23 protein-coding genes are annotated in these 24,568 nt (G+C 41.9%); 16 read left to right on the top strand and 7 right to left on the bottom strand.

The features are described from left to right. The first annotated feature begins 26 nt into the window (after positions 1-26). Positions 27-911: an alcohol dehydrogenase catalytic domain-containing protein gene (locus QL229_RS14275; RefSeq protein WP_249930242.1), complete on the top strand. Its 885-nt coding sequence runs from the start codon at positions 27-29 to the stop codon at positions 909-911. Positions 912-948: 37 nt separating this feature from the next. On the opposite strand, the gene QL229_RS14280 is transcribed toward QL229_RS14275, so the two are convergent. After that, positions 949-1,803 (bottom strand): DUF417 family protein, encoded by an 855-nt coding sequence (locus QL229_RS14280; protein WP_138558248.1) that lies wholly within the window; start codon positions 1,801-1,803, stop codon positions 949-951. A gap of 264 nt (positions 1,804-2,067) precedes the next feature. Between QL229_RS14280 and QL229_RS14285 the strand changes: the two genes are divergently transcribed. The 4 genes from QL229_RS14285 (at position 2,068) to QL229_RS14300 (ending at position 5,318) form a co-directional block, all read left to right on the top strand. Beyond that, positions 2,068-2,898 (top strand): AraC family transcriptional regulator, encoded by an 831-nt coding sequence (locus QL229_RS14285; RefSeq protein WP_281547101.1) that lies wholly within the window; start codon positions 2,068-2,070, stop codon positions 2,896-2,898. A 26-nt stretch (positions 2,899-2,924) separates the two neighbouring features. Then, positions 2,925-3,545: a LysE family transporter gene (locus QL229_RS14290; RefSeq protein WP_138558250.1), complete on the top strand. Its 621-nt coding sequence runs from the start codon at positions 2,925-2,927 to the stop codon at positions 3,543-3,545. Positions 3,546-3,591: 46 nt separating this feature from the next. Continuing rightward, on the top strand, positions 3,592-4,299 hold the full coding sequence (locus QL229_RS14295; protein ID WP_138558251.1) for a helix-turn-helix domain-containing protein: 708 nt from the start codon (positions 3,592-3,594) through the stop codon (positions 4,297-4,299). A 98-nt stretch (positions 4,300-4,397) separates the two neighbouring features. Then, complete coding sequence (locus QL229_RS14300) at positions 4,398-5,318, top strand: EamA family transporter (RefSeq protein ID WP_138558252.1); 921 nt, start codon at positions 4,398-4,400, stop codon at positions 5,316-5,318. A gap of 100 nt (positions 5,319-5,418) precedes the next feature. On the opposite strand, the gene yegQ is transcribed toward QL229_RS14300, so the two are convergent. The 4 genes from yegQ to QL229_RS14320 all read right to left on the bottom strand — a co-directional run bounded on the left by yegQ (position 5,419) and on the right by QL229_RS14320 (position 10,945). Then, positions 5,419-6,804 (bottom strand): tRNA 5-hydroxyuridine modification protein YegQ, encoded by a 1,386-nt coding sequence (gene yegQ, locus QL229_RS14305; protein ID WP_138558253.1) that lies wholly within the window; start codon positions 6,802-6,804, stop codon positions 5,419-5,421. Between the two features lie 343 nt (positions 6,805-7,147). Next, on the bottom strand, positions 7,148-7,633 hold the full coding sequence (locus QL229_RS14310; protein ID WP_135926792.1) for a hypothetical protein: 486 nt from the start codon (positions 7,631-7,633) through the stop codon (positions 7,148-7,150). 79 nt (positions 7,634-7,712) lie between these two features. After that, on the bottom strand, positions 7,713-10,334 hold the full coding sequence (locus QL229_RS14315) for a hypothetical protein (protein ID WP_281547102.1): 2,622 nt from the start codon (positions 10,332-10,334) through the stop codon (positions 7,713-7,715). Continuing rightward, entirely contained in the window at positions 10,334-10,945 is a 612-nt protein-coding gene (locus QL229_RS14320) for a hypothetical protein (protein WP_199527499.1), read from the bottom strand. The genes QL229_RS14315 and QL229_RS14320 overlap by 1 nt, the downstream gene beginning before the upstream one ends. A gap of 720 nt (positions 10,946-11,665) precedes the next feature. On the opposite strand from QL229_RS14320, the gene ndk reads away from it, so the two are divergent. The 10 genes from ndk (at position 11,666) to QL229_RS14370 (ending at position 22,560) form a co-directional block, all read left to right on the top strand. Continuing rightward, positions 11,666-12,097: a nucleoside-diphosphate kinase gene (gene ndk, locus QL229_RS14325; RefSeq protein ID WP_036972405.1), complete on the top strand. Its 432-nt coding sequence runs from the start codon at positions 11,666-11,668 to the stop codon at positions 12,095-12,097. A gap of 170 nt (positions 12,098-12,267) precedes the next feature. Further along, positions 12,268-13,398: a bifunctional tRNA (adenosine(37)-C2)-methyltransferase TrmG/ribosomal RNA large subunit methyltransferase RlmN gene (locus QL229_RS14330; protein WP_138558255.1), complete on the top strand. Its 1,131-nt coding sequence runs from the start codon at positions 12,268-12,270 to the stop codon at positions 13,396-13,398. Positions 13,399-13,512: 114 nt separating this feature from the next. Further along, positions 13,513-15,282 (top strand): type IV pilus biogenesis/stability protein PilW, encoded by a 1,770-nt coding sequence (gene pilW, locus QL229_RS14335; protein ID WP_138558256.1) that lies wholly within the window; start codon positions 13,513-13,515, stop codon positions 15,280-15,282. After that, positions 15,279-16,151, top strand: a complete 873-nt coding sequence (locus QL229_RS14340) for a RodZ domain-containing protein (protein WP_138558257.1) — start codon at positions 15,279-15,281, stop codon at positions 16,149-16,151. Before pilW ends, QL229_RS14340 begins: the two co-directional genes overlap by 4 nt. Positions 16,152-16,156: 5 nt before the next feature. Continuing rightward, positions 16,157-17,275, top strand: coding sequence for a flavodoxin-dependent (E)-4-hydroxy-3-methylbut-2-enyl-diphosphate synthase (gene ispG, locus QL229_RS14345; RefSeq protein ID WP_054553525.1), 1,119 nt, complete (start codon positions 16,157-16,159; stop codon positions 17,273-17,275). Between the two features lie 132 nt (positions 17,276-17,407). Continuing rightward, on the top strand, positions 17,408-18,682 hold the full coding sequence (hisS, locus tag QL229_RS14350) for a histidine--tRNA ligase (protein ID WP_138558258.1): 1,275 nt from the start codon (positions 17,408-17,410) through the stop codon (positions 18,680-18,682). 24 nt (positions 18,683-18,706) lie between these two features. Next, entirely contained in the window at positions 18,707-19,327 is a 621-nt protein-coding gene (locus QL229_RS14355; RefSeq protein WP_135926786.1) for a tetratricopeptide repeat protein, read from the top strand. A 9-nt stretch (positions 19,328-19,336) separates the two neighbouring features. Further along, positions 19,337-20,515, top strand: a complete 1,179-nt coding sequence (gene bamB, locus QL229_RS14360) for an outer membrane protein assembly factor BamB (protein ID WP_135926785.1) — start codon at positions 19,337-19,339, stop codon at positions 20,513-20,515. Positions 20,516-20,590: 75 nt separating this feature from the next. Further along, the gene (der, locus tag QL229_RS14365; RefSeq protein WP_135926784.1) at positions 20,591-22,060 is read left to right on the top strand and encodes a ribosome biogenesis GTPase Der; all 1,470 of its coding nucleotides are present in this window, start codon (positions 20,591-20,593) and stop codon (positions 22,058-22,060) included. 119 nt (positions 22,061-22,179) lie between these two features. Beyond that, positions 22,180-22,560 (top strand): VOC family protein, encoded by a 381-nt coding sequence (locus tag QL229_RS14370; protein ID WP_135926783.1) that lies wholly within the window; start codon positions 22,180-22,182, stop codon positions 22,558-22,560. A 12-nt stretch (positions 22,561-22,572) separates the two neighbouring features. Here the strand turns inward: QL229_RS14370 and QL229_RS14375 are convergent, their stop codons facing one another. Beyond that, positions 22,573-23,013, bottom strand: a complete 441-nt coding sequence (locus tag QL229_RS14375; protein WP_135926782.1) for a MarR family transcriptional regulator — start codon at positions 23,011-23,013, stop codon at positions 22,573-22,575. Between the two features lie 193 nt (positions 23,014-23,206). Here QL229_RS14375 and QL229_RS14380 point away from each other — a divergent pair, with 193 nt between their 5' ends. Further along, positions 23,207-24,205 carry an NADP-dependent oxidoreductase gene (locus QL229_RS14380; protein ID WP_138558260.1) on the top strand — a complete coding sequence of 333 codons (999 nt, stop codon included), beginning with the start codon at positions 23,207-23,209 and terminating at the stop codon, positions 24,203-24,205. Positions 24,206-24,254: 49 nt separating this feature from the next. Here the strand turns inward: QL229_RS14380 and QL229_RS14385 are convergent, their stop codons facing one another. Further along, positions 24,255-24,560: a hypothetical protein gene (locus QL229_RS14385; RefSeq protein WP_138558261.1), complete on the bottom strand. Its 306-nt coding sequence runs from the start codon at positions 24,558-24,560 to the stop codon at positions 24,255-24,257. Positions 24,561-24,568 lie beyond the last annotated feature (8 nt).

A 24,568-nucleotide genomic window follows, 5' to 3' on the forward strand; every position in this document is an offset into this window, starting at 1 on the left:
TTCAAGGTGCTGATAAAGCACTCGGTTTGGGATTAAAAGATGTACCAGCACTAAAAGCAGGGCAAATTTTAGTCCGTAACCTTGCAATTGGTATCAATCCAGTTGATTGGAAGTTTATCCAAGCCAATCCTATTAATTGGGCAGATGCACACACGCCAGGCGTAGACGGTGCTGGGGTTGTTGAGCAAGTTGGCGATGGCGTCGACACTAAACTAATTGGTAAAACCGTCGCTTATCATCACAGCTTGAGTGAAAACGGCAGCTTTGCTAAACACGCGCTGCTTTATGCTGAACGTGTTATGCAGGTACCAAAAGAGTTAGCTGCTAATGTTGCTGCTGCATTGCCTTGCCCACTTCTTACTGCGTGGCAAGCCTTTAGCAAAATACCATTACGCAAAGGCGAAAAAGTATTAGTTACCGGCATGGGGGCTGTTAATAAACTACTGACGCAAATGCTGAACCACAGTGGCTTTGAAGTTCATGCATTATCAACAAGCTTAACGACAGAACAAGCTGAAAAACTTGGCGTTAAGTTAGTATTACGCGACGCGCCTTCTGAAGGAGGCTACTTTGCACTCTTTGATGCTAACGGCCCTGAAGAAGCTAAAAGGTTAGTGCCACTCCTAAAAGCAAATGGCCATGTGATCAGTTTATTAGGACGTATTGAAACACCTGTAGATGAGCCATTTACGCGCACAATTTCTTATCACGAGATTGCCCTTGGTGCATTACATCATTATGGCGATACACAGCAATGGCAACGCCTTGTAAGTGATGGAGAAAAGCTCCTTAATGACATTGCTTCGGGTAGTTTAAATGTTGAAGAACCTACTGACTTTGAATTTAACAATCTCAACGATGCGCTTGAGTTTTCTAGAATTCAAAAGCAAAAAGCCGTTGTCGTTGTTTAGTTCTCATTTTAAAGGCCTCTAATGAGGCCTTATTATTTTATTCTGCTGTTTGATTAGGTGTTTTATTAATTACAGCTAAGTGATAGATAATCACTAAGTTCGCAATAAACCACAGATCTTTAATCACAAATTGACCAAGTCCAGCTAAAACGGTTGTACTGCTAAGCGCATTCGGTGCGGTAATTAAAAACGTTTGTGTCATGATAAAAACAGCACAGCAGGCAAGCCCAGCTAACACTATTAGTTTGTTGTTCTTAATTAACAAGCCAACACAAAGCAACAGCACACTGACAATATCAAACACGCCAATAACATTCGACGCACCCTGCACACTAAAAACCTGATACAACCACGACATAAACGGCGATGTTTCTACAAGGCTCACAATTCCCTTCGCTTCAAAAGCAAAAAACTTCATGGCGCCAATCCAAACCAGCACTAATGCCACCGATGCATAATTCAGAGCAATATGCGCTTTATCAGTTAAAGCATCTTTGTAAAACACAAATATAAACAGTGGAATAACAGCAAAATACTTAATGATCCCCTGCCCCGAACCAATCACAGGGAAGCCCCCTTCACTAGCAAGCCAACGATTAGCGCCAAGCAGAGTTATTAAACATACCAGTGAGATAGCAAGTGCGGTGACGGTCGGAAGCGCTTTATTAATAAACCCCAAATGTGAATGAAGGCTGGTAATGCCAACAAAACAAAATGCAAAGCCTGCTATCATACTCATTAAATGAGCAGGCACCTGAGCGTCTAAACCATAAAACGAAAATATACTGCCAATGGCATTGGGGTTTGCCCCTAAGATAAAAGACAAGCCCAATAACGAAAAACTGATAGTGATAAGTGCAACCACTAAATTATTTGCTGTACGTAAATTCATTTAACCCCCACTTTACTGCTTATTTAAAAGACCCAAGTTAGGGATAAAAACATTCACACTAAAATCAAATATAAGAAAAGCCAAACCGGAACTATTTATAAGAAATTGAAAAATAAATAAAATCATCACTGCTATTTGCTGTTATTTAGTTAAAAATAAATCTCTTTAATTCAATATCAGCAATTTTGTTCAAGTTTTTAGGTTGCCTGCTTCGCTATATTGGCGTAGGAATAATAACGAAGCGCACAACCTTCAGGAGCATCTGTGAGCAAAGACAATCACTTTAAGTACATCAACAACGAACAGCATCAGAGCATCTCGATGTTGACTTCGACTATGAGTGATTTTACCTATGCAAAGCATGCTCACGAAGAGTATTCAATTGGCATTACTCTACAGGGGCGGCAAGATTTCTTTTGTCGTAATGCGTTTTATAAAAGCGTACCTGGCAATGTCATTTTGTTTAATCCTGAAGATATTCACGATGGTCACTCTGGCACTGAGCAAAACCTAGAGTATCTAATGCTGTACATTCATCCCGATGAATTTCAGCCGTTGTTCAAAGCGCTTGGGTATAAGGAAGATTGCACATTACGTATGGCAAACACCTTGTATGCTGATCCATTACTGCGTAATCAAGTGATTAACTTATCGAGGCTTTTACAAACCAATAGCACCAGCAAAATAGAGCGAGAAGCTGCGCTATTGCAAATGGCGCAGTCTTTAGTAAGGCTCAATGGCAGCCTTGATTTGCCAACTTTAAACACCCGTGTTGATAGCTTACTACTGCGCGCAAAAGACTACATTTTGGCAAATATCGACAATGACATTTCTATTGATGACATTGCCCATGCTGCCACTATGTCTAAGTTTCATTTTATCCGCCGCTTTCGCGAGCACTTCGGTATTACTCCACATCAATATGTTTTGAACTGTCGTATTAATTATGCCCGTAGAGCGTTACAAGTTGGCCGCGATGCCACCAGCGTAGCGGTTGAATCTGGCTTTGCAGATGCCAGCCACCTCAATCGTAACTTCAAACGAGTATTCGGTATGACACCAAAACAATTTCAACTGCAATGGGCTCGTAGATAGAGCTAAATTACTGATTTGGAGCTGTTATGGCAGATATCTTTGCATATGCTATTGGCATTATGTACACCCCTGGGCCAATCAATTTACTTGGTTTAGGCAGCGGCTTAAATAAACAAACTCGTTCACACCTTGGATTTTTTATCGGTGTGGGTAGCGCGATGTTTATCTTATTTGTTCTGCTTGGCTACCTTGGCTTACAAGTGATCAATCCGCAGTTTTTGCCTTATGTGAGCTTAATTGGTTGCGGCTATATTTTGTACATTGCTTGGAAGGTTGCAAAAGCAAAAGTACAGGTGAGTGATACGTCTGCTGATGCATCACTTAGCTTTTTCGATGGCCTGTTTATGCAGCTATTAAATCCAAAAGCCTTGGTGGCCACTTTGCCAATTGCTACGATTCAGTTCCCAAGCGCAGATATTACCGGCGCTGCAATCGTATTTTGGTCTCTTATTTTAGCCATTCTTGCCTTTGGTGCGCCTACAAGTTACTCGTTAGCGGGCTTGGTGCTTGGCAAACAAGTATCACGGCCGGGTGTTTTTAATGTGTTTAATAAACTGATGGCTGTTTTGTTGGTTTATGTCGCGCTAATGATTGCCTACGAGCATGTGCTAACCCCGTTAATGGCCTATAAAATTGATCATCCCTAGCAAACAGGCATAATAGCGTTATTCAGCAAACGGTTATCACAAAACGATGCAAGGCAATCTATCTATCCGCTCATACAGTACTAAGCCTGTTAGTCATAGCCATGACTATCATCAACTTGTACTGCCCTTAAAAGGTGTGATTGCTATTAGTGTGGGTGAGTTTCAAGGTAAGGTCGCCCCCGGTGAATGCGTGGTTGTCAAAGCCTCGCAAACACACCTGTTTACCGCAATGCCAGAGGCACGATTTGTGGTGGCCGATATGCCAACGCTACCAGATAACCTGGCCACTGCTGAGCGCTACGTGTTTGCTATTAATCAATCACTTTGGGCATTTTTGCAGTTTGTAGCAAAGCAACTTGAGCAAGCGGTTAATCGTGAATTAGAACTTGCCATGTTTAACACCTTCAATTTGCTGCTAACTGAGCAAATTATGCAGCCAAAGGTCGACAGCCGAATTAGTGAGGCACTGCTTTATATTGACAGTCATCTAAGCACTCCTCTTCATATCAAACACCTTGCCAGCATTGCCTGTTTGAGCCCAACACAATTTAAACTGCTGTTTAAGCAACAAACTGGATTGACTGTCATGCACTATGTAACTAAACAACGAATGGAAAAAGCCCAAGCCTTGCTGAGTCATACCGACTACCCGCTACAACGTATTAGTGAGTTAGTTGGTTACAATGATCTTTCATCTTTTAGCCGCAGTTTTTCAAAGTTCTTTGGTTTATCACCGAGCAAATTCAACAAATAACTTTAGTTTTAAACGCCAACAAAACCGTCCTTTTTGTCAAAAACTGCACATCAATTTTGATTATGCTTTTGATATCTTAAATTTAAAGCGAATCATCAATGAACCATACCATCGCGACCATTGCCGTTTTAGTTGCCAGTGTGTTTTGGGGCACAACAGGCACAGCCGCAAGCTTTGCACCAGACATTAGCCCTTTTGCAATAGGTGCGTTTGCGATGGGGTTTGGCGGCGTATTACTTTGTTTAACCTCACTAAAACAGCTAATAAACAATGCGAGTGCACTACGTAAGCACTACAGCCTAACCCTACTAGGTTCAGCCTGTATTGCTATTTATCCGCTGGCATTTTATACCTCGATGAATAGCGCTGGTGTGGCTATTGGCACTGTTGTTTCGATTGCCAGCGCCCCTTTATTTACCGTCTTATTAGAATACTTAATTGAGAAAAAGCCCATTGCAACTCGCTGGCTAGTGAGCTTTTGCTTTGGTGCAGTAGGCATTAGCTTAATCGCGTTAGGTAAAGAGCATAACCTTGCTGCTAAGGGGCTGTTTAGCCAAAACATCGGCATTTTACTTGGCTTAATTGCAGGGCTTACCTATGCAGGTTATTCATGGGTTGCCAAGCGTTTAATTAGCAACGGCGTTCATTCAAGAGCGACTATGGCAAGCCTATTTGGCGGCGCTGCGTGTGTGCTTTTGCCTTCATTATTGATCACTGGAGATGCGCTTTTTGCCTCAGTTACCAATACCAGCGTGGCGCTTTACATGGCCATAGTACCGATGTTTTTAGGTTATTGGCTATTTAGTATTGGCTTAAAAACCATCGCGGCCAGCCAAGCTGTGCTCATTACTTTACTTGAGCCTATCATCGCCACCATACTGGCTATTGTGATTTTAAATGAGCAATTTCAGCAAATTGGCTGGCTTGGAATTGGCTTAGTGAGCGTTAGCTTGATAATTCAAACGGTCAATTTTAAACGAATATTAGTGCGCTACTCGAAACGTTTACTTATACCCTGAATTAAAATAATTAGAGGGGAAACCCAAAAGGACAATGTCTTGATAATATAGATTAAATGTATGCGCTAAGTCAGTTTAAACTCACTTAGCGCATCTTCTCTTAAGCTTTATTGAATGGGTTGCGGGTGTCTTGGTCGGCATCGAGATTACGCATCAAAATTGCGTGATCTAAATCGATATCTTCTGGCAGAGGAATTTTAACAATATGGCCTGAGCCTTTTGCATCGCTAATGGCTTCGCCTTTTTTGTTTTCCATAAAATCTAGCTTGAAGTTGATATTCCCTTTTGGCGTCATAAGCTCAAGTGAGTGACCAGTACAGAATTTATTTTTTACATCAATTTCCACTAAGCCATTATCGTTACGGCCTAATACCTCACCCACAAACTGCTGTTTATCTGATACCGAATGACCGTACTCATAGTTTTGATAGTCTTGATGCGCATGGCGCTTTAAAAACCCTTCGGTATAACCACGGTGTGCTAAGTTTTCGAGAGTTTTAAATAAGTTTGCATCAAATGGACGACCAGCAACCGCATCATCTATGGCTTTACGATATACTTGCGCAGTACGAGCAACATAGTAGAAAGACTTAGTTCGGCCTTCAATTTTTAAACTATGCACGCCCATTTTTGTAAGCTGATCAACATATTGAACTGCACGTAAGTCTTTTGAGTTCATAATGTAAGTACCATGCTCGTCTTCAAAAGCAGGCATGTACTCGCCAGGACGGCCTTGCTCTTCAAGCATAAATACTTCGTTACTTGGTGCACCATCACCAAGTGTTGGGATCACCGCTTTAGGGTCGATTTTATGCACCATTTCGCCAGTTTCATTTTCGGTGCCGGGTTTCACATCGTAATTCCAACGACATGCATTAGTGCAAGTGCCTTGGTTTGGATCGCGTTTATTAATATAACCTGATAACAAACAACGGCCAGAGTACGCCATACATAGTGCACCGTGAACAAACACTTCAAGTTCTGTATTTGGGCATAGCTCACGAATTTCAGCGATTTCTTCAAGCGATAATTCACGCGATAAAATAACTCGCTCAATACCCTGCTGAGCCCAAAAGTTCACTGTGGCATAGTTTACTGCATTCGCTTGCACAGATAAGTGAATCGGCATGTCTGGCCACTTTTCACGCACCAACATGATAAGCCCAGGATCAGACATGATCAGCGCATCTGGCTGCATCGCAATGACTGGCTCAATATCTCGTAGGTACGATTTAACTTTGGCATTGTGAGGAGCAATGTTCGACACCACATACAATTTTTTATTTTGCGCGTGCGCTTCGTTAATACCGATTTGCAGGTTATCTAGGTCAAACTCATTGTTTCGAACACGAAGACTATAACGAGGTTGCCCAGCGTAAACAGCATCTGCACCATAGGCAAAGGCATAACGCATATTCTTTAAACTACCTGCAGGTGATAACAACTCAGGCGTAAAAGGACGAGGGGTCAAAATAGGTGACGACATGAAAGCTCCATACATCGAACCGAGTACAAGTCGGTTGCATGAATTAATACGATAATGAAGCGCGGGAGTATAATAATCTGCCCAGTAATTTTATTGATCTAGATCATGATTAATAAAACTCAGCAGCACGGTTATACCAATACGCTTAATTAAGGGATCTATTTTGAAGCAATAAAACCTTGTTAGCGACAGGTTTGATGCTTCAAAATGTTTAAGTATTATTGCGAATTGGTATCACATAGCATGCATATGTATAAATGATGTCTAAAGCAAAAAGTGACCGTAAGATGGTCACCTTTATAGCAAAGTCGACTGACGAGCTATTCTCATTAAAGTTATAGCCTTAAACTCCTGATAAACGCTCTCTGCGCTTTTTCCAAAGTAAAAACTGATAGCCAAGTAAACCGTCAGCTTGCATATTAATACGCCCCCCTGCGGCTTTTTCAATTTTCAACTCAGCGGGCTTGCCTGCTTGCTGAAACTCAAATAGATAAAAGCGCGTAGTTTGTTTATTTAAGTGAATAGCGAGCTGTTGCCGAGAGTCATTATAAAAGCTTATTAGGCTATTATTCTCAAATTGATACCTAACATTTTTATTTGTCGCTATTAACTTAGTCATAAGTTTGGCGAAGCTGTCATTCCAATTTGCTGACTTTTTCGCATATTCTATCGATGCTGGCGCATCTAATTCCCATACAGTCATTAATTCGCTGGGAAATTCACTTTTATCTTGGTAGTTATCTGTTGTTGGGTTTGATTGTGCCCATCCATTAAAAGAAGTAAAGCTTAACAACAAGGCGGCAGCATAGAGTGGGATTCTTTTAAACATTGAAAACTCTTTGATACTGTAAAAATTAAAATAAAGACCCACTTTTCAGTGGGTCTTATGCGCTTAACAAAATAAACGATTAGTCATCTAAGTGCGCGCAGCGACCAAATTCAGCACCTAGTTTAACTGCCTCAACCACTTGCTTAGGGAAGCTAAGCTCACGGTCGCGGCCGTTATCACATACAAATGCTTTATTGGCATCAATTTCGATTGATAGTGTTAGTCCAGCCACACCAGCCATAATCTCAGAGCCATTCGCACTTAAACCAAACATGTTATCGGTTAAGATACCTTTTGCTTCGGTTACGCCTTGTTTACCAAAGAACTCTTCTGTTGACATCCAACCAATACCTTTAAGGTAAATAGCGCCAACAAAACCGCCCGCTAATGGGCTACCAGCACGACCCGTAATTACTGACAAGTCGTCGTTTGCATCAAGTACCATGACTGAAGGTAAGCCAAAACCTAATTCAACTAACTCTTCATGGCTGTAGCCTAGGTCACAGTAATTAGTCCAAAAGCTTACCGCTGGAATGTTGTCACACCAACGCAGGCTACCAATTTGCTCTGTGGTATTTGATACTGTGTCCCAAACTTTAACGCCAACAGCACGACGGTTTTCAATTGCACCAAACGCAACATAGCGACCATCAACAGAAATAACTGAGTTATCAATCGCACCAAACTCGGTATGAGTATCAACAAGTTCACCATTTACCCAAGCAATTTGGGTAAAGCCATTTGTAGAACCTGTAATAGTCTTACCATTGCCTGATATACGGTCAGCTCGAGCCCATGCTGTACGACGGATCTCGGTATCACCATCTACTAGAGCGATTTCTTTACCTGAACCATATGAACGGTCAACCATCTTAGTACCTGGTAACAGTGTTGCCTTACCTGTTTTAACATCCCATACTGTTGGCATACCGACAGAACGAGCGCCTTCACCTTCTGCACAGCGGTTAGTTCCGTCATAAGGGAAGCGTGTATTACCTACGACAAGTTTACCCGCATCATCCATATCCCAAACACTTTGCGAGCTAAAACCTTGCTGGCTAGATAACGCACAGCTATTACCCGTCAAGTCTTCAAGCATTGATACGTGGCCTGAGTTAATATCCCAGATACCGCCTTGCATAATTCCGTTGTCATTAAAATGTGCGGTGATTGCTGCTTTAGTTGCAGTTTTATTCATCGCAGTATTTGTAGAGCTCAGTAATGCGTATCCATCAGGGCTAACTAATGTGTCAAATGACTTAGTCGCGCTGTCATATAAAAATGGGATACCTGATGACGTTGTTCCTAGCGCCTTCTTACCATTTTTCGCGTGGTCCATAACAAATGCTGAAATAAGTGGTGTATATTGGATACCGTCTTGATAACCGTTAAAGATCATCTCAACTTGCTTTGTCTCGCCTGCTGAAACAACAATTTCAGTTAAAGCACACGCATTATCTGTACTTGGGTCCGCACTTTCATTTTCATTCCAATACTCTGCTTCTGACAAAATATTTGTTTGCTGAGTTGGGTAGCCGCCAGCATTAATCTCTTGGGTATAAAGTGCATAACGCGCACCCGGAGTTAAACCATTAATAGTAAATGATCCATCAGGTCCAATACGACCTTGAGTCATATTACCTGACTGCTGACTGATCACATCTTCATAAGGATTATCAAGATTTCGAGCTATCAAGTTAATACCTGAGTACTCAACGCCTTCTTTTGTAAAAAGCTTGCCTTGAATGCTACCAAACTGTGATTTGTACTCGGCTGTTGGGTAAAGATCAGAGATGTTTACAATATCGTCTTTTACATTAATGGTATGCTGATTAGAACCTGCGCTTGAGCGAACATTAATAAACGGGAACATTGTTTCAATCGCTGAGAAATCTAGCATACTTGAGCTGGTAAACTTAGTTACACCAGCACAACCAGGCACACCATCGTATTGCGGACTATAGCTTGCCGACATATACACTAAATGACCATTTACTTGAGAGTGAGACATATTAATCGCATGACCGAACTCATGGGTAAATACCCCACCTACTTGCGTGCCGTCAGTATCGTTAATATCAACATACCAGCCATTCATCAACGCAGTGGCTTCTAATATTTCACCTGTTTCTTCATCAGCCCATTCTGGGAATGCAATACCAAGCACTGAATTGCGAGGCACACCAAAATAGTTTTCTAAAATTCCACCGTCGGTGTCGTAGTTAACCCAAAAACCATAGCCGTTTTCAACGCCATAAATTTGGTCTACATTTTCAGCTGTTACATCAGCAATGCCGGTTTTTTCAAAGATTGTGCCTTGAATAGACATCTCAAATGTTGATGTTTCAACATCAGACCACTCTTTTACAGCGTTCGCTGTCACTGCATTTGCTTGCTCAACTGTTAAAAAAGTATAGTCACGGTCTAGCTCTGTATTCGCTGGGATCACAGTGCCATCAGGTAAGGTAACATCAATGTTAAATACGGTACCTTTTTCAAGCACACTAAATGTTTCAACATCATTACCATCTTTGTCTTTGATCAGCTGACCACCATCGGTCCAAACAGGAATACTGCCATTTGAAGTATCCCATTTGTAAGGCTGCATAGTTTGTTCATGAATATACAAAGGGCCGCCAGCTAATGCACCGGTTGATACTGTTGCTAGCGCTAATGCTGCTGCGATTCTTGAAAATTTCATTATTGTTGCACTCCAGATAGTTTACCCACTAAATCCATAAAAACACCTACATCAACCGCACCTGGTGTGGTTAAAAGGTTCTGTTGTTCAGCTGACAACTTACTGGTGTCTAACCCTTCAAAAACGCCTTGATTAGCAAAAATATTTTCTACCTTACCGTTACGTACAACAAACTTACCTTGTGCCAGACCTACCGTAGTTTGAAAGCCTGTAATAGATGCTGGTTTATACATAAAAGCAATCACTTGCTCGCCTTCGCGCCATTTAGAAAATCCCTCAGGTGTAGCCCCTAAGTAAACTTTGCCATTACCCATTGAACGAGGCTTAATCAAACCAAACTGGCGAAATGTATAAGTTGAGTCTTCTTTTACTTTGCCTTTTGCATCAGACGAAACTTCAATGGTCACTTCAGTGTAAGGGCGGTTATTATCAAAACCGTCAGTAACACTAACTACGCGTCCTGAAATGATGCTTTGTGATTCCACCGTCATCTGTTGCAAATTTTGTTGTTTTAATTTCATTGCATTCGCTGCTGGCGAAAGTGTCAGCATCGTGCCTAAAGCAAAGGCCGAAGCACATGACAGCTTGGTAAACGCGCTGCGTAATTTCATTGATATCTCCTTCAATTATTAGAATTGTTTTCTCAGAACTGAACTTTGCCCATGACAAAGAAGCAATCCGTTACTAATTTATGACTGAATAAAAGTCGGAATTCACGTAAAACCATGTAGCGTTTTGTACACTCAAATTTAACATTTGAGTTACATTTTGATATAAGGTGAATTACTAACCACTAATTAAAGAGTGATGCAAAAAGTAGAGTTAAAACACTAATTAATAGGAGAAAATAAAAAACAGAAGGATGATAAAGAATAGAAAAACCAGACTTAAATGAACCTAAAATTAACAACTGCACATTAATTGTTAATTATTTGTTTAAGCTAAATAAAGTTAACTTCAGCTTTAAAATTTGAATGCCCTAAAACTAAAAAAACACCTCGTCATTGCTTAGTAAATATCAGTGAAAATAATGTGCTGATTTTGCACTTCAGGCCTGACATTTAGCATAGAGTTCGCAAAACATCTTTATCTACATCAGCGACATTAAAGGTAAGAGTATAGAGTACAAACTATGCACCAATTACTTTGGTATCATTAACTTACCATACGGTTATTGGTTCACTGCATGACTTCTCTAGGGAAAATTTATACATTCATAAAAATGCCATCACGCTAATGTTTAATTAAATTAGGAATTTTCACGTAAAGCGCGTATAATTCGCGCCCGTTAATATTTATCCTTTTATATTCAAAATTATTGGAGCATAAAGATGGCTTTAGAGCGTACTTTTTCAATCGTAAAACCTGATGCAGTTGCTAAAAACCACATCGGTGCAATCTACAACCGTTTCGAAACTGCGGGTCTTAAAATTGTTGCAGCTAAAATGGTTCACCTTTCAAAAGAGAAAGCTGAAGGTTTCTACGCTGAGCACAGCGAGCGTCCTTTCTTCGGTGCTTTAGTTGAGTTCATGACATCTGGTCCAGTAATGGTTACTGTTCTTGAAGGTGAGAACGCAGTACTTAAAAACCGTGAAATCATGGGTGCTACTAACCCTGCTGAAGCACTAGCTGGTACTTTACGTGCTGACTACGCAGACAGCATCGACGAAAATGCTGTTCACGGTTCAGACGCTGTTGAATCAGCTGCACGTGAAATCGCATACTTCTTCGCTGACGAAGAAATCTGCCCACGTACTCGTTAATTTCGAGTTCACAGCTAAGTCTGTGATGCAGAAGAAAAAGGGCTTTCGGGCCCTTTTTTAGTCATCAGCTAAGCCTATTGTAAATCTGTTTAGCTAATGACTAAGTCGATTAAATAATATACAATCGCGCACCAAAACTACTTACCACCGTCACTGATTGAGGTTGTTTCATGACCACTGAAAAAAAGATTAATTTGTTAGATTTAAACCGAGACGCAATGCGTGAGCTATTCGTATCGTTCGGTGAAAAGCCATTCCGTGGCGATCAGGTGATGAAATGGATTTATCATTTTGGTGTAGACAATTTTGACGATATGACCAACGTCAATAAAAAGCTTAAAGAAAAACTAAAAGCTGAATGCGAAATTGTTGCTCCAGAAATCTCTGTTAAGCAAGTGGCAAGTGATGGCACCATCAAATACGCCCTATTGCTTAAAGGTGGCCAAGAAGTCGAAGCTGTTTGGATCCCTGAAAAAGACCGTGCAACTTTATGTGTTTCATCACAAGTTGGTTGTGCTCTTGAATGTACGTTCTGCTCTACAGCACAACAAGGCTTTAACCGTAACTTATCTGTGTCTGAGATCATCGGTCAGGTTTGGCGCGTAGCAAAAGACATTGGTTTAGACGGTGACAGCACAAAACGCCCTGTGACTAACGTGGTAATGATGGGTATGGGTGAGCCTCTGCTTAACCTTAAAAACGTCGTACCTGCGATGGAGCTTATGATGGACGATTGGGGTTTTGGTTTATCAAAACGTCGCGTTACTTTAAGTACATCTGGCGTGGTGCCTGCGCTTGACTTATTAAAAGAGAAAATCGACGTAGCGCTGGCTATTTCACTGCACGCACCAAGCAATGAGCTGCGTGATGTACTGGTACCAATCAATAAAAAGTACCCAATCGAAGAGTTTTTAGCGGCGTGCCGTCGTTATATTGATGGCTCTAAAGCAAATAAAGATGTGACTATCGAATACGTTATGCTGCAAGGTGTGAACGACAGCACAGATCAAGCACACGAATTGGTTAAAACACTAAAAGGGACGCCTTCAAAAGTGAACCTTATTCCGTTTAACCCATTCCCGGGTAACGAATATGGTCGCTCAAGTAACAGCCGCATCGACCGCTTTTCAAAAGTACTACAAGCAGCGGGCATTACCTGTATTGTGCGTCGTACACGCGGTGATGATATTGATGCAGCTTGTGGCCAATTAGTCGGCGACGTTGTTGACCGCACTAAGCGTTTAGCGAAGAAGAAAATGCGCGAAGATAACGCAATTGCGGTAAATGTTCACCAAGCATAATCACAATATTTAAAGTAAAGCCTTTGTGCTAAACCTTTTATTTTTAAAATAATAGATGCAACACAAAGGCTTTTCGGTAAGATAGGCATACGGAATCAAAGAAGAGATTAGGTAATGCGATCTATACTTGCCCTAACAGTTAGTACATTGGCATTAGCAGGATGTGTCACAGAAAATAGCTACGACGGCAGTAACAGACCCGTTGTTGAAAAAGAAATAAACAACAGTGGTGCGGCGCGCACCCGTATAGCCCTTGCTTTACAATACTTAAAAACAGGCAATAATTCTCAAGCTAAGTACAACTTAGAACGTGCTGCCGATTTTGCACCTGATATTCCCGAAGTTCATTATTCTCTTGCCTATTATTATCAACAGGTTGATGAACCAGAACTCGCCGATAAAGCCTATCAACGCGCATTAAAAATTGCTCCAAATGATCCAAACACCTTAAATAACTATGGTGTATTTTTATGTGGTATTGGCGAATACGACCGTGCCGCTGAAGAATTTCTAAAAGCTATCGCAATTCCTAGCTATATTCGAGTTGCAGAAAGTTATGAAAATTTAGCTTTGTGCGCAATTGAGTTTGATGACTTTGATAATGCAGAAAAATACTTAAAATCAGCTTTAAATCACAGTTCACAACGCGCTTCATCGCTGATCACTCTCGCTGGACTTCATTACGCTAAAAGTGATTTACACAAAGCAGAAAGCGTTTTAGAAAAGTACGAATCAACAGGCCGTGTTACCCCAAGAGCATTAATGCTCAGTTATTTAATTCAACAGCGAATGGGCCACATCGAGAAAGCTGAAAAAACAGCCGGGATCATTTTACAAACTTATCCAGGTTCGAGCGAAGCAAAGATAATTTCATCAGGCCAAAATAAACGCTCAGAATTTGAAATTTTACGCGAAAAATATCGTCAAGCTCAGTTAGAAGAGCTACAAATTTCAAGTGATAACTTAGCTGTGAGTAAAGAGCAGCCAAAAATTCGTATCGTAAAGAAAAAAGTACCGCAAACAAAGGCACGAACAGGTCAAAGCACGGCTCTGTCTGCTGAATCTAACTCAAAACCAGCTGCGCAAGCGCTAGCAACAACATCGAGTAATGATCAACAAGCATACGCTATTGAACCATCAACAATTGATGAAAATAAAAGCCAGCAGACAGCTGCAAAGATTGAAACTGAAAGTACCGGCTTTAAAACTGTTACTTCAACACCAAAAAATAGTAACCAAGCTGTCGATACGTCAGCCGTAGTAAGCGCGCTATCTGTTGACGTTAACCCACAAACCACTGCCTCAGCCAGCTTACCAAATACTAAAAATGATGACGTAACGATTGTCTCGTTTGGTGAACCACAATCTGCTTATAAACCAGAGCCCTCGGTTTCATCAAATCAAGTCGAAGCGGACAGTTCAGGCAGTGTGGTATTTTACGAAGCACAAAAGGATGAAAGCGTATTTAGTACCGACTCTGGGTTTTCATCTACATCAAGCCAACCTAGCTATAATGTGAGTGCAGAGCAAGTACAACTCCCCATGCTAAACCCAAGTGTACCTGCGCTGAATATTCCCTACCATATTATTCAAAATGGCGAAAACCTATTTAGCATTTCGGTGCGATACAATGTTAAACTACAGCAGATTTTGCAGTGGAATGGCTTCAAAGAATCGGATCGGGTCGAAAACGGCACCAAAGTGTATTTAAATGATCCGAACATTTATCACACGATCACTGAAGGTGATACGTTGTACAGCATAGCCACCCAGCATGGCGTGTTAATTGATCAATTAATGCGCTGGAATAAATTGAGCCCAGACGTTGCCCTTGAACCTGGGCATAGACTCTTATTAGTGGACCCTGACTCATACTCATTATGAATGAAGAAAATAACCTAGAACAACCGCAAGAAACGCTCGGCCAAGCGCTAAAAAAGCGCCGCGAAGAAGCAGGAATGAGCCTTGAGCAACTTGCCAGTGCATTAAAACTATCCGTTTTACAGCTGCAACGCCTTGAGAACGATGAGCACGAACTACTCGGCCCTATTACGTTTGTAAGAGGCTACATTAAAAGCTATTGCCGTGAGCTTAAAATTGATACTCAGGCAATTCTTGCTCTTTTACCTGAGCAAGTTGAGCCAGCTAAAAAGTCAAAGATGCAGAGCTTTTCGCGTCGTACAGAAAAAGAAGCAAATGATAACCGCTTGATGCTGTTTAGTTACTTTATCTTAGCAGTGATCATTGGCTCATCGGTTTTTTGGTGGTGGCAAAATAGCTCACCAGCACTTGAAGAACAAACCGCGACCGTAATGCCAAGTCAGCTCGAAGCCAGTGAACTTACACCAGCAACAGAACAGTTGAGCAGTGAAACTGAGCAACTTAACGCGCAACCAGCAACAAGTTCAGTGCCACCAGAGAGTGAAAATGCACAACCTGCTACCAATGATGCCAACGTCGTTGAAGCTAAAAAGCCTATTGAAGAGCAGAGTAATTTAGACCCAGAACACAGCACTGTGGTAATGCACTTCAATGAAGACAGCTGGGTAGAAATTCACGATGGCAATGGCGATCGTATCGCATTTGGAGTTAAAAAAGCCGGTTACGTGATGACCGTAACAGGCCCTCAGCCGTTTAATGTTGTACTTGGCAAACACCAAGTGGTTGATATTACTTTTCAAGGTGAAGCCGTCGACACCTCACATTTTGCCAAAAATCGCTTAGCCAAATTTACTTTACCGTTATCAGAGTAATCGCAATGTTTTCAGAATCTCCTATTAAACGCAGAAAATCGACCCGTATTAACGTAGGTAATGTACCAATTGGTGATGGTGCACCAATTGCCGTTCAGTCGATGACCAACACCAACACCTTAGATATCGATGCCACGGTTGCGCAAATTCAAGCTATTCAAGATGCGGGTGCCGATATTGTGCGCGTATCTGTGCCGACCATGGAAGCGGCTGAAGCATTTAAAAGCATTAAAGAACAGGTCACTATTCCACTTGTGACCGACATCCACTTTGACTACCGTATTGCGCTAAAAGTGGCACAATATGGCGCGGATTGTTTACGTATTAACCCAGGTAACATAGGTAGCGAAGAACGTATTCGTGCCGTTGTAGACTCAGCGCGTGAGCACAATATACCTATTCGAATTGGTGTCAACGGCGGTTCATTAGAGCGTGACTTACAAGAAAAATATGGTGAGCCAACGCCAGAAGCATTACTTGAATCAGCTATGCGCCACGTTGAGATCTTACAACGTTTAGACTTTGATCAATTTAAAGTATCCGTAAAAGCTTCTGATGTATTTTTAGCGGTGGGAGCATATCGTCTACTAGCTAAAGAAATCGACCAGCCTTTGCATTTAGGTATTACCGAAGCAGGTGGTATGCGTTCGGGCTCTGTTAAATCAGCTGTTGGCTTAGGTATGCTTCTTGCCGAAGGCATTGGTGACACACTACGCGTTTCACTTGCTGCCGATCCGGTACAAGAGATCAAAGTGGGTTTTGATATTTTAAAATCATTACGCATTCGCTCACGCGGTATTAACTTTATTGCCTGCCCGAGTTGCTCACGCCAAGAATTTGATGTGGTAAGCACCATGAATCAGCTTGAAGAGCGACTAGAAGACGTGGTTGAGCCTATGTCAGTGTCTGTTATTGGTTGTGTGGTAAATGGTCCAGGCGAAGCACTCGTTAGCGACATAGGTCTTGCAGGAGCTAACCGCCGTTCTGGTTTATACATTAACGGTGAGCGTCAAAAAGCACGTATTGATAACGATAACATTGTTGATCAGCTAGAAGGTTATGTGCGTGACTTTATCGCCAAAAAAGAGAAAGAAACGCCAATCGACATCAAAATCGTTGAATAATTCGCATATACTCGGCAAACCCTCAGGTTTGCCGTTTACCTTTATCGCCCAAACGGTATAATAGCGGGTCAATTTTTTAGTTTTTCTTGATGCGCGATTTTTCAGCGCAAGTACAGTATTTAGGATTTATCAGTGGCAAAACAAATTCAGGCAGTTCGTGGTATGAACGATTGTCTGCCAGGCGATACGCAAATTTGGCAGAAAGTAGAAGACATTTTACGTGAAACAGTTTCATCGTTTGGTTATCAAGAAATTCGTTTTCCAATTGTTGAATCAACCGACCTTTTCAAGCGCTCTATCGGTGAAGTGACTGATATCGTAGAAAAAGAAATGTATACCTTTGCTGACCGTAATGGCGATAACCTAACACTTCGCCCTGAAGGTACTGCAGTATGTGTGCGTGCAGGTAATGAAAACGGTTTACTGTATAACCAAGAACAACGCTTATGGTACATGGGTCCGATGTTCCGCCACGAGCGCCCACAAAAAGGCCGCTACCGTCAATTCCACCAATTTGGCTTAGAGACATTCGGCATCGCCACTGCTGATATCGATGCAGAAGTTATTTTGCTGACAGCCCAATTATGGAAAGAGTTTGGTATTAGCGAACACGTTCGTCTTGAGCTTAACTCACTGGGCTCAAATGAAGCGCGTGCTGACTACCGTGATGCGCTTGTTGCCTATTTAGAACAGCATGTAGATGTACTAGACGAAGACTCAAAACGTCGTATGCACACTAACCCATTACGCGTTTTAGATAGTAAAAACCCTGATGTACAAGCAATTTTGACTGATGCACCTAAATTATCAGAGCACTTAGACGCTGAATCAAAAGAACATTTTGCAAATTTATGTGAACGTTTAGACGCTGCTGGCGTCGAATACACGGTTAATGAAAAACTAGTGCGTGGTTTAGACTACTACAACCGCACTGTGTTTGAATGGGTAACCGATAGTTTAGGCGCACAAGGCACTGTTTGTGCCGGTGGCCGTTATGATGGACTTGTAGAACAACTCGGTGGTAAAGCAACCCCTGCAGTTGGTTTTGCTATGGGTCTTGAGCGTTTGGTGTTATTACTTCAAGCCTTGGAATGTGTAGGTGACATCCGCCGTAGTGCTGATGTATATTTGGCAGCCATGGGCGACAAAGCAAGCATTCAAGCGCCAATTATTGCAGCTCAATTACGCAATGACGTTGCTGGCCTTCGTGTTATGGTTCACGCTGGCGGCGGCAACTTTAAAAAACAGTTAAAACGCGCAGATAAAAGCGATGCACTCGTGGCCGTTATTATCGGTGAAGATGAATTAGAACAAGGCGTTGTGACAATTAAGTACTTACGTGAGCGTAAAGAACAAGTCACCTTAAAACTAGAAGAAGCGAAAACGCTACTAGCTGAGCTTATTTAAGCCCAGCTAGCAACAGAGGTAAGCATGGAAATTTATTCAACTGAAGAACAACAAGCAGAAGCAATAAAACGCTTTTTCCGTGAAAACGGTTTAGCACTAGGTATTGGTATCGTAGCTGGTTTAGGTGGACTATACGGGTGGAAAGCGTATAACCAAAGCCAAATCACCAATGCAGAAAATGCATCTGATTCATTCAATCAACTTGTTGAAAGTGGTGCCGTGCTAGAGAATGCGGATAACTTCATTAAAAACAATAGCGAATCAAGTTATAGCACATTAGCTGCTTTTGTTGCTGCTAAAGAAGCAGTAGAGAAAGGTGACCTTGATACAGCAAGCGAAAAGCTAAACTGGATCATCACTAATGAACAAAATAAAGAGCTAAAAGCAACGGCAACAATGCGTCTTGCACGTGTTCACCTTGCACAAAAACAATTTGAGCAAGCATTAACAACCTTGAATGCACAGCTACCAGCATCATTCACAGCTGCAGTTGCTGAATTAAAAGGCGACGTTTATGCTGCACAAGGCGATAAAGCAGAGGCGCGCAGTCAATACCAAGCTGCTGCCGACAATGGTGGCCTTGATAACAATCCGTTATTACAAATTAAACTTGATGACTTAGCACAAACTAGCCCAGCGGCGTAAGGGGTTAAGATGAAAAAGTTAACAGCGGCAACACTTGCTCTGTGTATCGCAACCCTAACTGGGTGTTCGTCAAGTGATGACGAAGAAGAACTAGTATTACCGCAAATTGTTAATCAATTTGAAACGGACGTAGTGTGGCAAGAGTCAATTGGTGATGGTGTTCAACACTATTTTTCACGTTTAACACCTGCTGTACACGATGATGTGGTGTATGTTGCAAACCGTGAAGGCCTAGTTGAAGCGCTATCGCTTGAAAATGGCAACACGCTATGGCAAACAGACGTACGTGAAAATGCATCTTTTTGGCCTTGGGAAACCACAGAAAGTGCCAAATTATCGGGTGGTATTTTACAAGCTTACGGCAAGATTTATATTGGCTCTGAACACGGCTATTTAACAGCCCTTGATCGCGAAACCGGTGAAATTGTTTGGCGCAAAACAATGCCTGGCGAAGTACTTGCTAAACCAGCTGCAGGCGATGGCCTAATTTTTGTAAACTTAGCTTCTGGCAAATTATTAGCTGTGCACCCAGATACAGGTGAAGAGCGCTGGCGCTTTGAACAAGAAGTACCACCGCTAACATTGCGTGGTCAAAGCTCACCAACCGTCGCAAATGGTGGTGTATTACTTGGCCTTGAAACAGGCAAGCTAAGCGTACTAATTTCAGAAAACGGTTACTCTGCATGGAGTGCTGAAATTGCCACACCAAAAGGGGCATCTGAATTTGAGCGTTTAGTTGATGTGGATACTCAAGCACTGATCAGTGGCCCATATGCTTACGCAATTGCCTATAATGGTAATTTAGCCGCTGTTGACATTCGTTCTGGTAATGTTGTTTGGAAACGTGAATATAGCAGCTACCGTGATTTATCTATGGATAGCCAGTCTATCTATGTAGTTGATAGCGATGGCGTTGTTTACGGTCTAGATAAGACATCAGGTATTGAGCGTTGGAGCCAACCGGCACTACGCGGCTGGTACTTAACAGGCCCAACTGTGGCTGGTAAGTATTTAGCACTGGGTGACCAAGAAGGTAACCTGCACTGGTTAGACAAAGAAACGGGTGAGCTTGTATCGCGCGAAGACTTTGACAGCTCAGGCTTCTTTATCGAGCCTGTTGTTGCCGGTGACAAATTAATTTTATACACCCGAGATGGTGAAGTTAGCGCGGTTAAAATCCCAAACTAACTTACTAATAGTAAACGTTATTTTTCTAAGGCTTCGCTTGGCGAAGCCTTTTGTTGTTTTTTTAAGAGGTAGTTTATGCTTCCCGTGATCGCTCTTGTTGGGCGACCCAATGTGGGCAAATCCACATTATTTAACCGTTTAACACGTACTCGTGACGCCCTCGTAGCCGACTTTCCAGGCTTAACACGAGATAGAAAATATGGCCAAGCTGACTACGATGGCTATGAATTTATCGTGGTAGACACGGGTGGTATTGACGGCTCTGAGCAAGGTATTGAAACCGAAATGGCTGAGCAGTCGCTATTAGCGATTGAAGAAGCCGATATCGTGTTATTTTTAGTTGATGCTCGCGCAGGTATGACTGCTGCCGACCAAGCGATTGCTAACCATCTACGCAAACAACAAAAGAAATGTTTTGTTGTAGCAAATAAAGTAGACGGTATTGATGCAGACTCATATTGTGCTGAATTCTATCAATTAAGCCTAGGTGAAGTGCATCACATTGCAGCGGCTCACGGCCGTGGTATCACGCAACTCCTTGATACGACTTTACAGCCAGTTATTGCTGAACTTGCAAGCGAAAGTGAAGAGCTTGAAGAAAGTGATGACGAACTAATTGATCTTTACAGCGAAGATGAAGAAGGCGAAAACAGCGAGCAAGCCTTTGCCGACAAGCCTATAAAGCTTGCTATTATCGGTCGCCCTAATGTTGGTAAGTCAACACTTACAAACCGTATCTTAGGTGAAGAACGTGTAATCGTTTACGATATGCCGGGTACCACCCGTGACTCTATCTATATACCGATGACACGTAACGATAAAGAATACATCCTTATCGATACCGCAGGTGTTCGTAAGCGTAAAAAAGTAAGTGATGTTGTTGAGAAGTTCTCAGTTATTAAAACATTACAAGCAATCGAAGATGCCAACGTCGTGTTACTAGTGGTTGATGCGCGCGAAGGTATTTCTGATCAAGACTTAAGCCTACTAGGTTTTGCTTTAAATGCAGGGCGTTCTTTGGTTGTTGCTGTAAATAAGTGGGACGGCCTTGATGATTACGTTAAAGAGCGTATTAAGTCAGAGCTTGATCGCCGCTTGGGCTTTATCGATTTTGCACGTTTGCATTTTATCTCTGCCTTACACGGCACAGGTGTTGGTCACTTATTTGAGTCAGTAGACGAAGCCTACGAGTCAGCAACTAAACGTATTAGCACAGCTATGCTGCGTCGTATCATGGATATGGCACAAGCCGATCACCAACCGCCACTTGTTCGCGGTCGTCGTGTTAAACTTAAATATGCTCACGCAGGTGGCTATAACCCACCACGTATCGTGATCCACGGTAACCAAGTTCATGACTTACCTGATAGCTATAAACGCTACTTAATGAACTATTATCGCAAAGCATTAAATATCATGGGTACGCCAATCAAAATTGAATTTAGAGAAGGCGACAACCCTTACGCTGGTCGTACTAACAAAGTGACCTTATCGCAAAAACGTAAAATCCGTGCGTTTGCGAAAGAAAATCGCAACAAGTCTTAGCCAATTGCTAAACTAAGTGTAAAGTATTAAAAAAAACCTTGTGAGTATGACTTACAAGGTTTTTTTATTACTAAAACTATGCTTTATTTAATAAACGAACAATAAATAGAGCAACATAAATGGACTTTTTAAGTCAGGTTATTTACGTCGACAACGTAGAAGAAGTACTCGACTTTTACTATCAAGCATTTGGTTTTAATACCAATCATATCAGTGATGATGCCGATTACGGTGAACTTGTTACAGGGCCTGTTAAGCTTGCTTTTGCAACCCATCCGCATGCGCAATCGTATTTTAAGCAAGGGTATATTCGTGCCCACCCTAAGCAACCTGCACTTGGTTTTGAGCTAAGGTTCAGCTGCCATAATTTAGTAGAAAGTTACGATAAAGCAGTGCTTGCTGGCGCTGAGCCATTGTGCCCGCCAACTAAAAAAGACGCCCAGCATTATGCGTATGTTCGTGCTATTGAGGGCACCTTGGTATGTTTAGTAGAAGATTAGCCTTTGGTAAGGTCAGTCTTTTGTTAGATCCGTTTTAGTAAGGTCAGTGTGTAGCTCAAGGGTTAACTCGCGTAATAACTCGATTCGCTCCAAACTCATGTTTGAGCGCGCCATTAACTTAGCCGTTAATGCTTCGGCATCAGTTTTAAGCTGCATGCCCTGCTCTGTTAATGAGATTACTTTTTTACGCTCATCTTCATTCGATACCTGACGCGTCAATAAACCTTTCGTTTCTAAGCGTTTAACTATCGGTGTTAAGGTGCCTGAGTCTAAGTGCGTATCATGAGAAAGCGCTTTTAAACTCACCTGATTTTTATACCAAAGTGAGTGCATCACAATATATTGCGGATAGGTCAAGTCATAAGCTTCAAGGATTGGTCGAAACGCTCTGATCAACGCATTTGTTGCACTGTATAAAGTGAAACACACATTGTCTGATAAGTTGTTGCTCATGCTATTACCCTAAACTGAAATACAGCCGTATTATTGCCTTAATTTAGTTTGCGCGCAAATTATTTTCTGACGATCTATTGCCTTTTACCGTAAACTTCATTAAATTGGCCGCAAATAGTTTGCGCACAAATAATTTGCGCAGGCTATAATTATTCGCTCACTAGCCTAGCTAGCTCAAGTATTCGAGGTTTATATGGTTACAAGTCAACAAATTCACTTAGTTTCACGCCCAACGGGCATGCCTACACAGGCTAATTTTGCGCAGGTAGACGTATCACTTCCAGATTTGAACGACGGCGAAGTGTTAATTAAAAATACTTGGATGTCTGTCGACCCTTACATGCGCCCACGCATGATCGATCGTAAATCATATATCGCGCCTTTTAACTTAAACGAAGTGATGGAAGCCGGTGCTATCGGCGAAGTAGTTGAATCACGCAATAACGACTTTCCGGTAGGAAGCAAAGTAAGTCATATTAGTGGCTGGCGTACCATGCACATTAGCGATGGCAGCGATTTAACCCTACTACCTAGTGTACCACTGCCTGACCAACTGTTTTTAAGTACTATGGGCATGACAGGGTTAACCGCATGGGCAGGTTTAACAAAGGTAATTAGCCTAAAAGAAACCGACACTGTGTTTGTGTCAGCGGCATCAGGGGCTGTAGGTAGCGTAGTGTGCCAAATTGCTAAGCTAAAAGGCTGTAAGGTAATTGCATCGGTTGGCTCTGACGAAAAAGCGCAGATGGTAAAAGCGTTAGGCGTTGATGAGGTAATTAACTATAAAACGGTAGCAAACCTAACAGAAGCTCTTGAACAAGCGGCACCACAAGGTATTGATGTGTACTTTGAAAACGTAGGTGGCGATCATCTGGAAGCCGCACTTAATGTAATGAACGATTACGGCCGTATTCCTGTTTGTGGCATGATCTCAGGTTACAATAACGACACAGCACAGCCAGGGCCAAGCAACCTGTTTTATATCAACTCGAAAAAGCTCACCATGCAAGGCTTTATCGTGATTGATTATTTTGATCAGTTCCCTGAGTTTATTGAGCAAATGGGCGCGTGGATCAGCGAAGGTAAAATTAAATCTGAAGAAACAGTTTACCATGGCATCGAAAATGCCGTTGATGCATTTCTTGGCCTGTTCGAAGGTAAAAATAAAGGAAAAATGCTAGTTAAGCTTTAACACTTAATAGCTAATAAAGCCTGTATCTTAATTGGTACAGGCTTCTTTATTAGGCAAGTTTAAAAAATACGATTGCCGAAACAAGCACCAACCCCACATAGGAAAGAAACAAAATCCCAGCTTGGCGATGTTTTTTTGCATTCGCTCGCACAGTTTCGTTCTCTGTGGAATTTAAAAGTGTTAAGCCCTTTTTAGACACAAACACCATAGGTACTTTTAAAAATCGCGGTGCACCCAATTGTTGCCACAGTTCCGGCTCTAAAGTTTTAACCGATTGATAGTATTTATATTCAGCGCTCGCAGCATAAAGCATTAACAGCGCCCACACTAAAACCAATATTATTGTTATTAGCATAGATTACC

This window comes from Pseudoalteromonas sp. PAR1 (assembly GCF_947311895.1).
Lineage (GTDB): Bacteria > Pseudomonadota > Gammaproteobacteria > Enterobacterales > Alteromonadaceae > Pseudoalteromonas > Pseudoalteromonas lipolytica_C.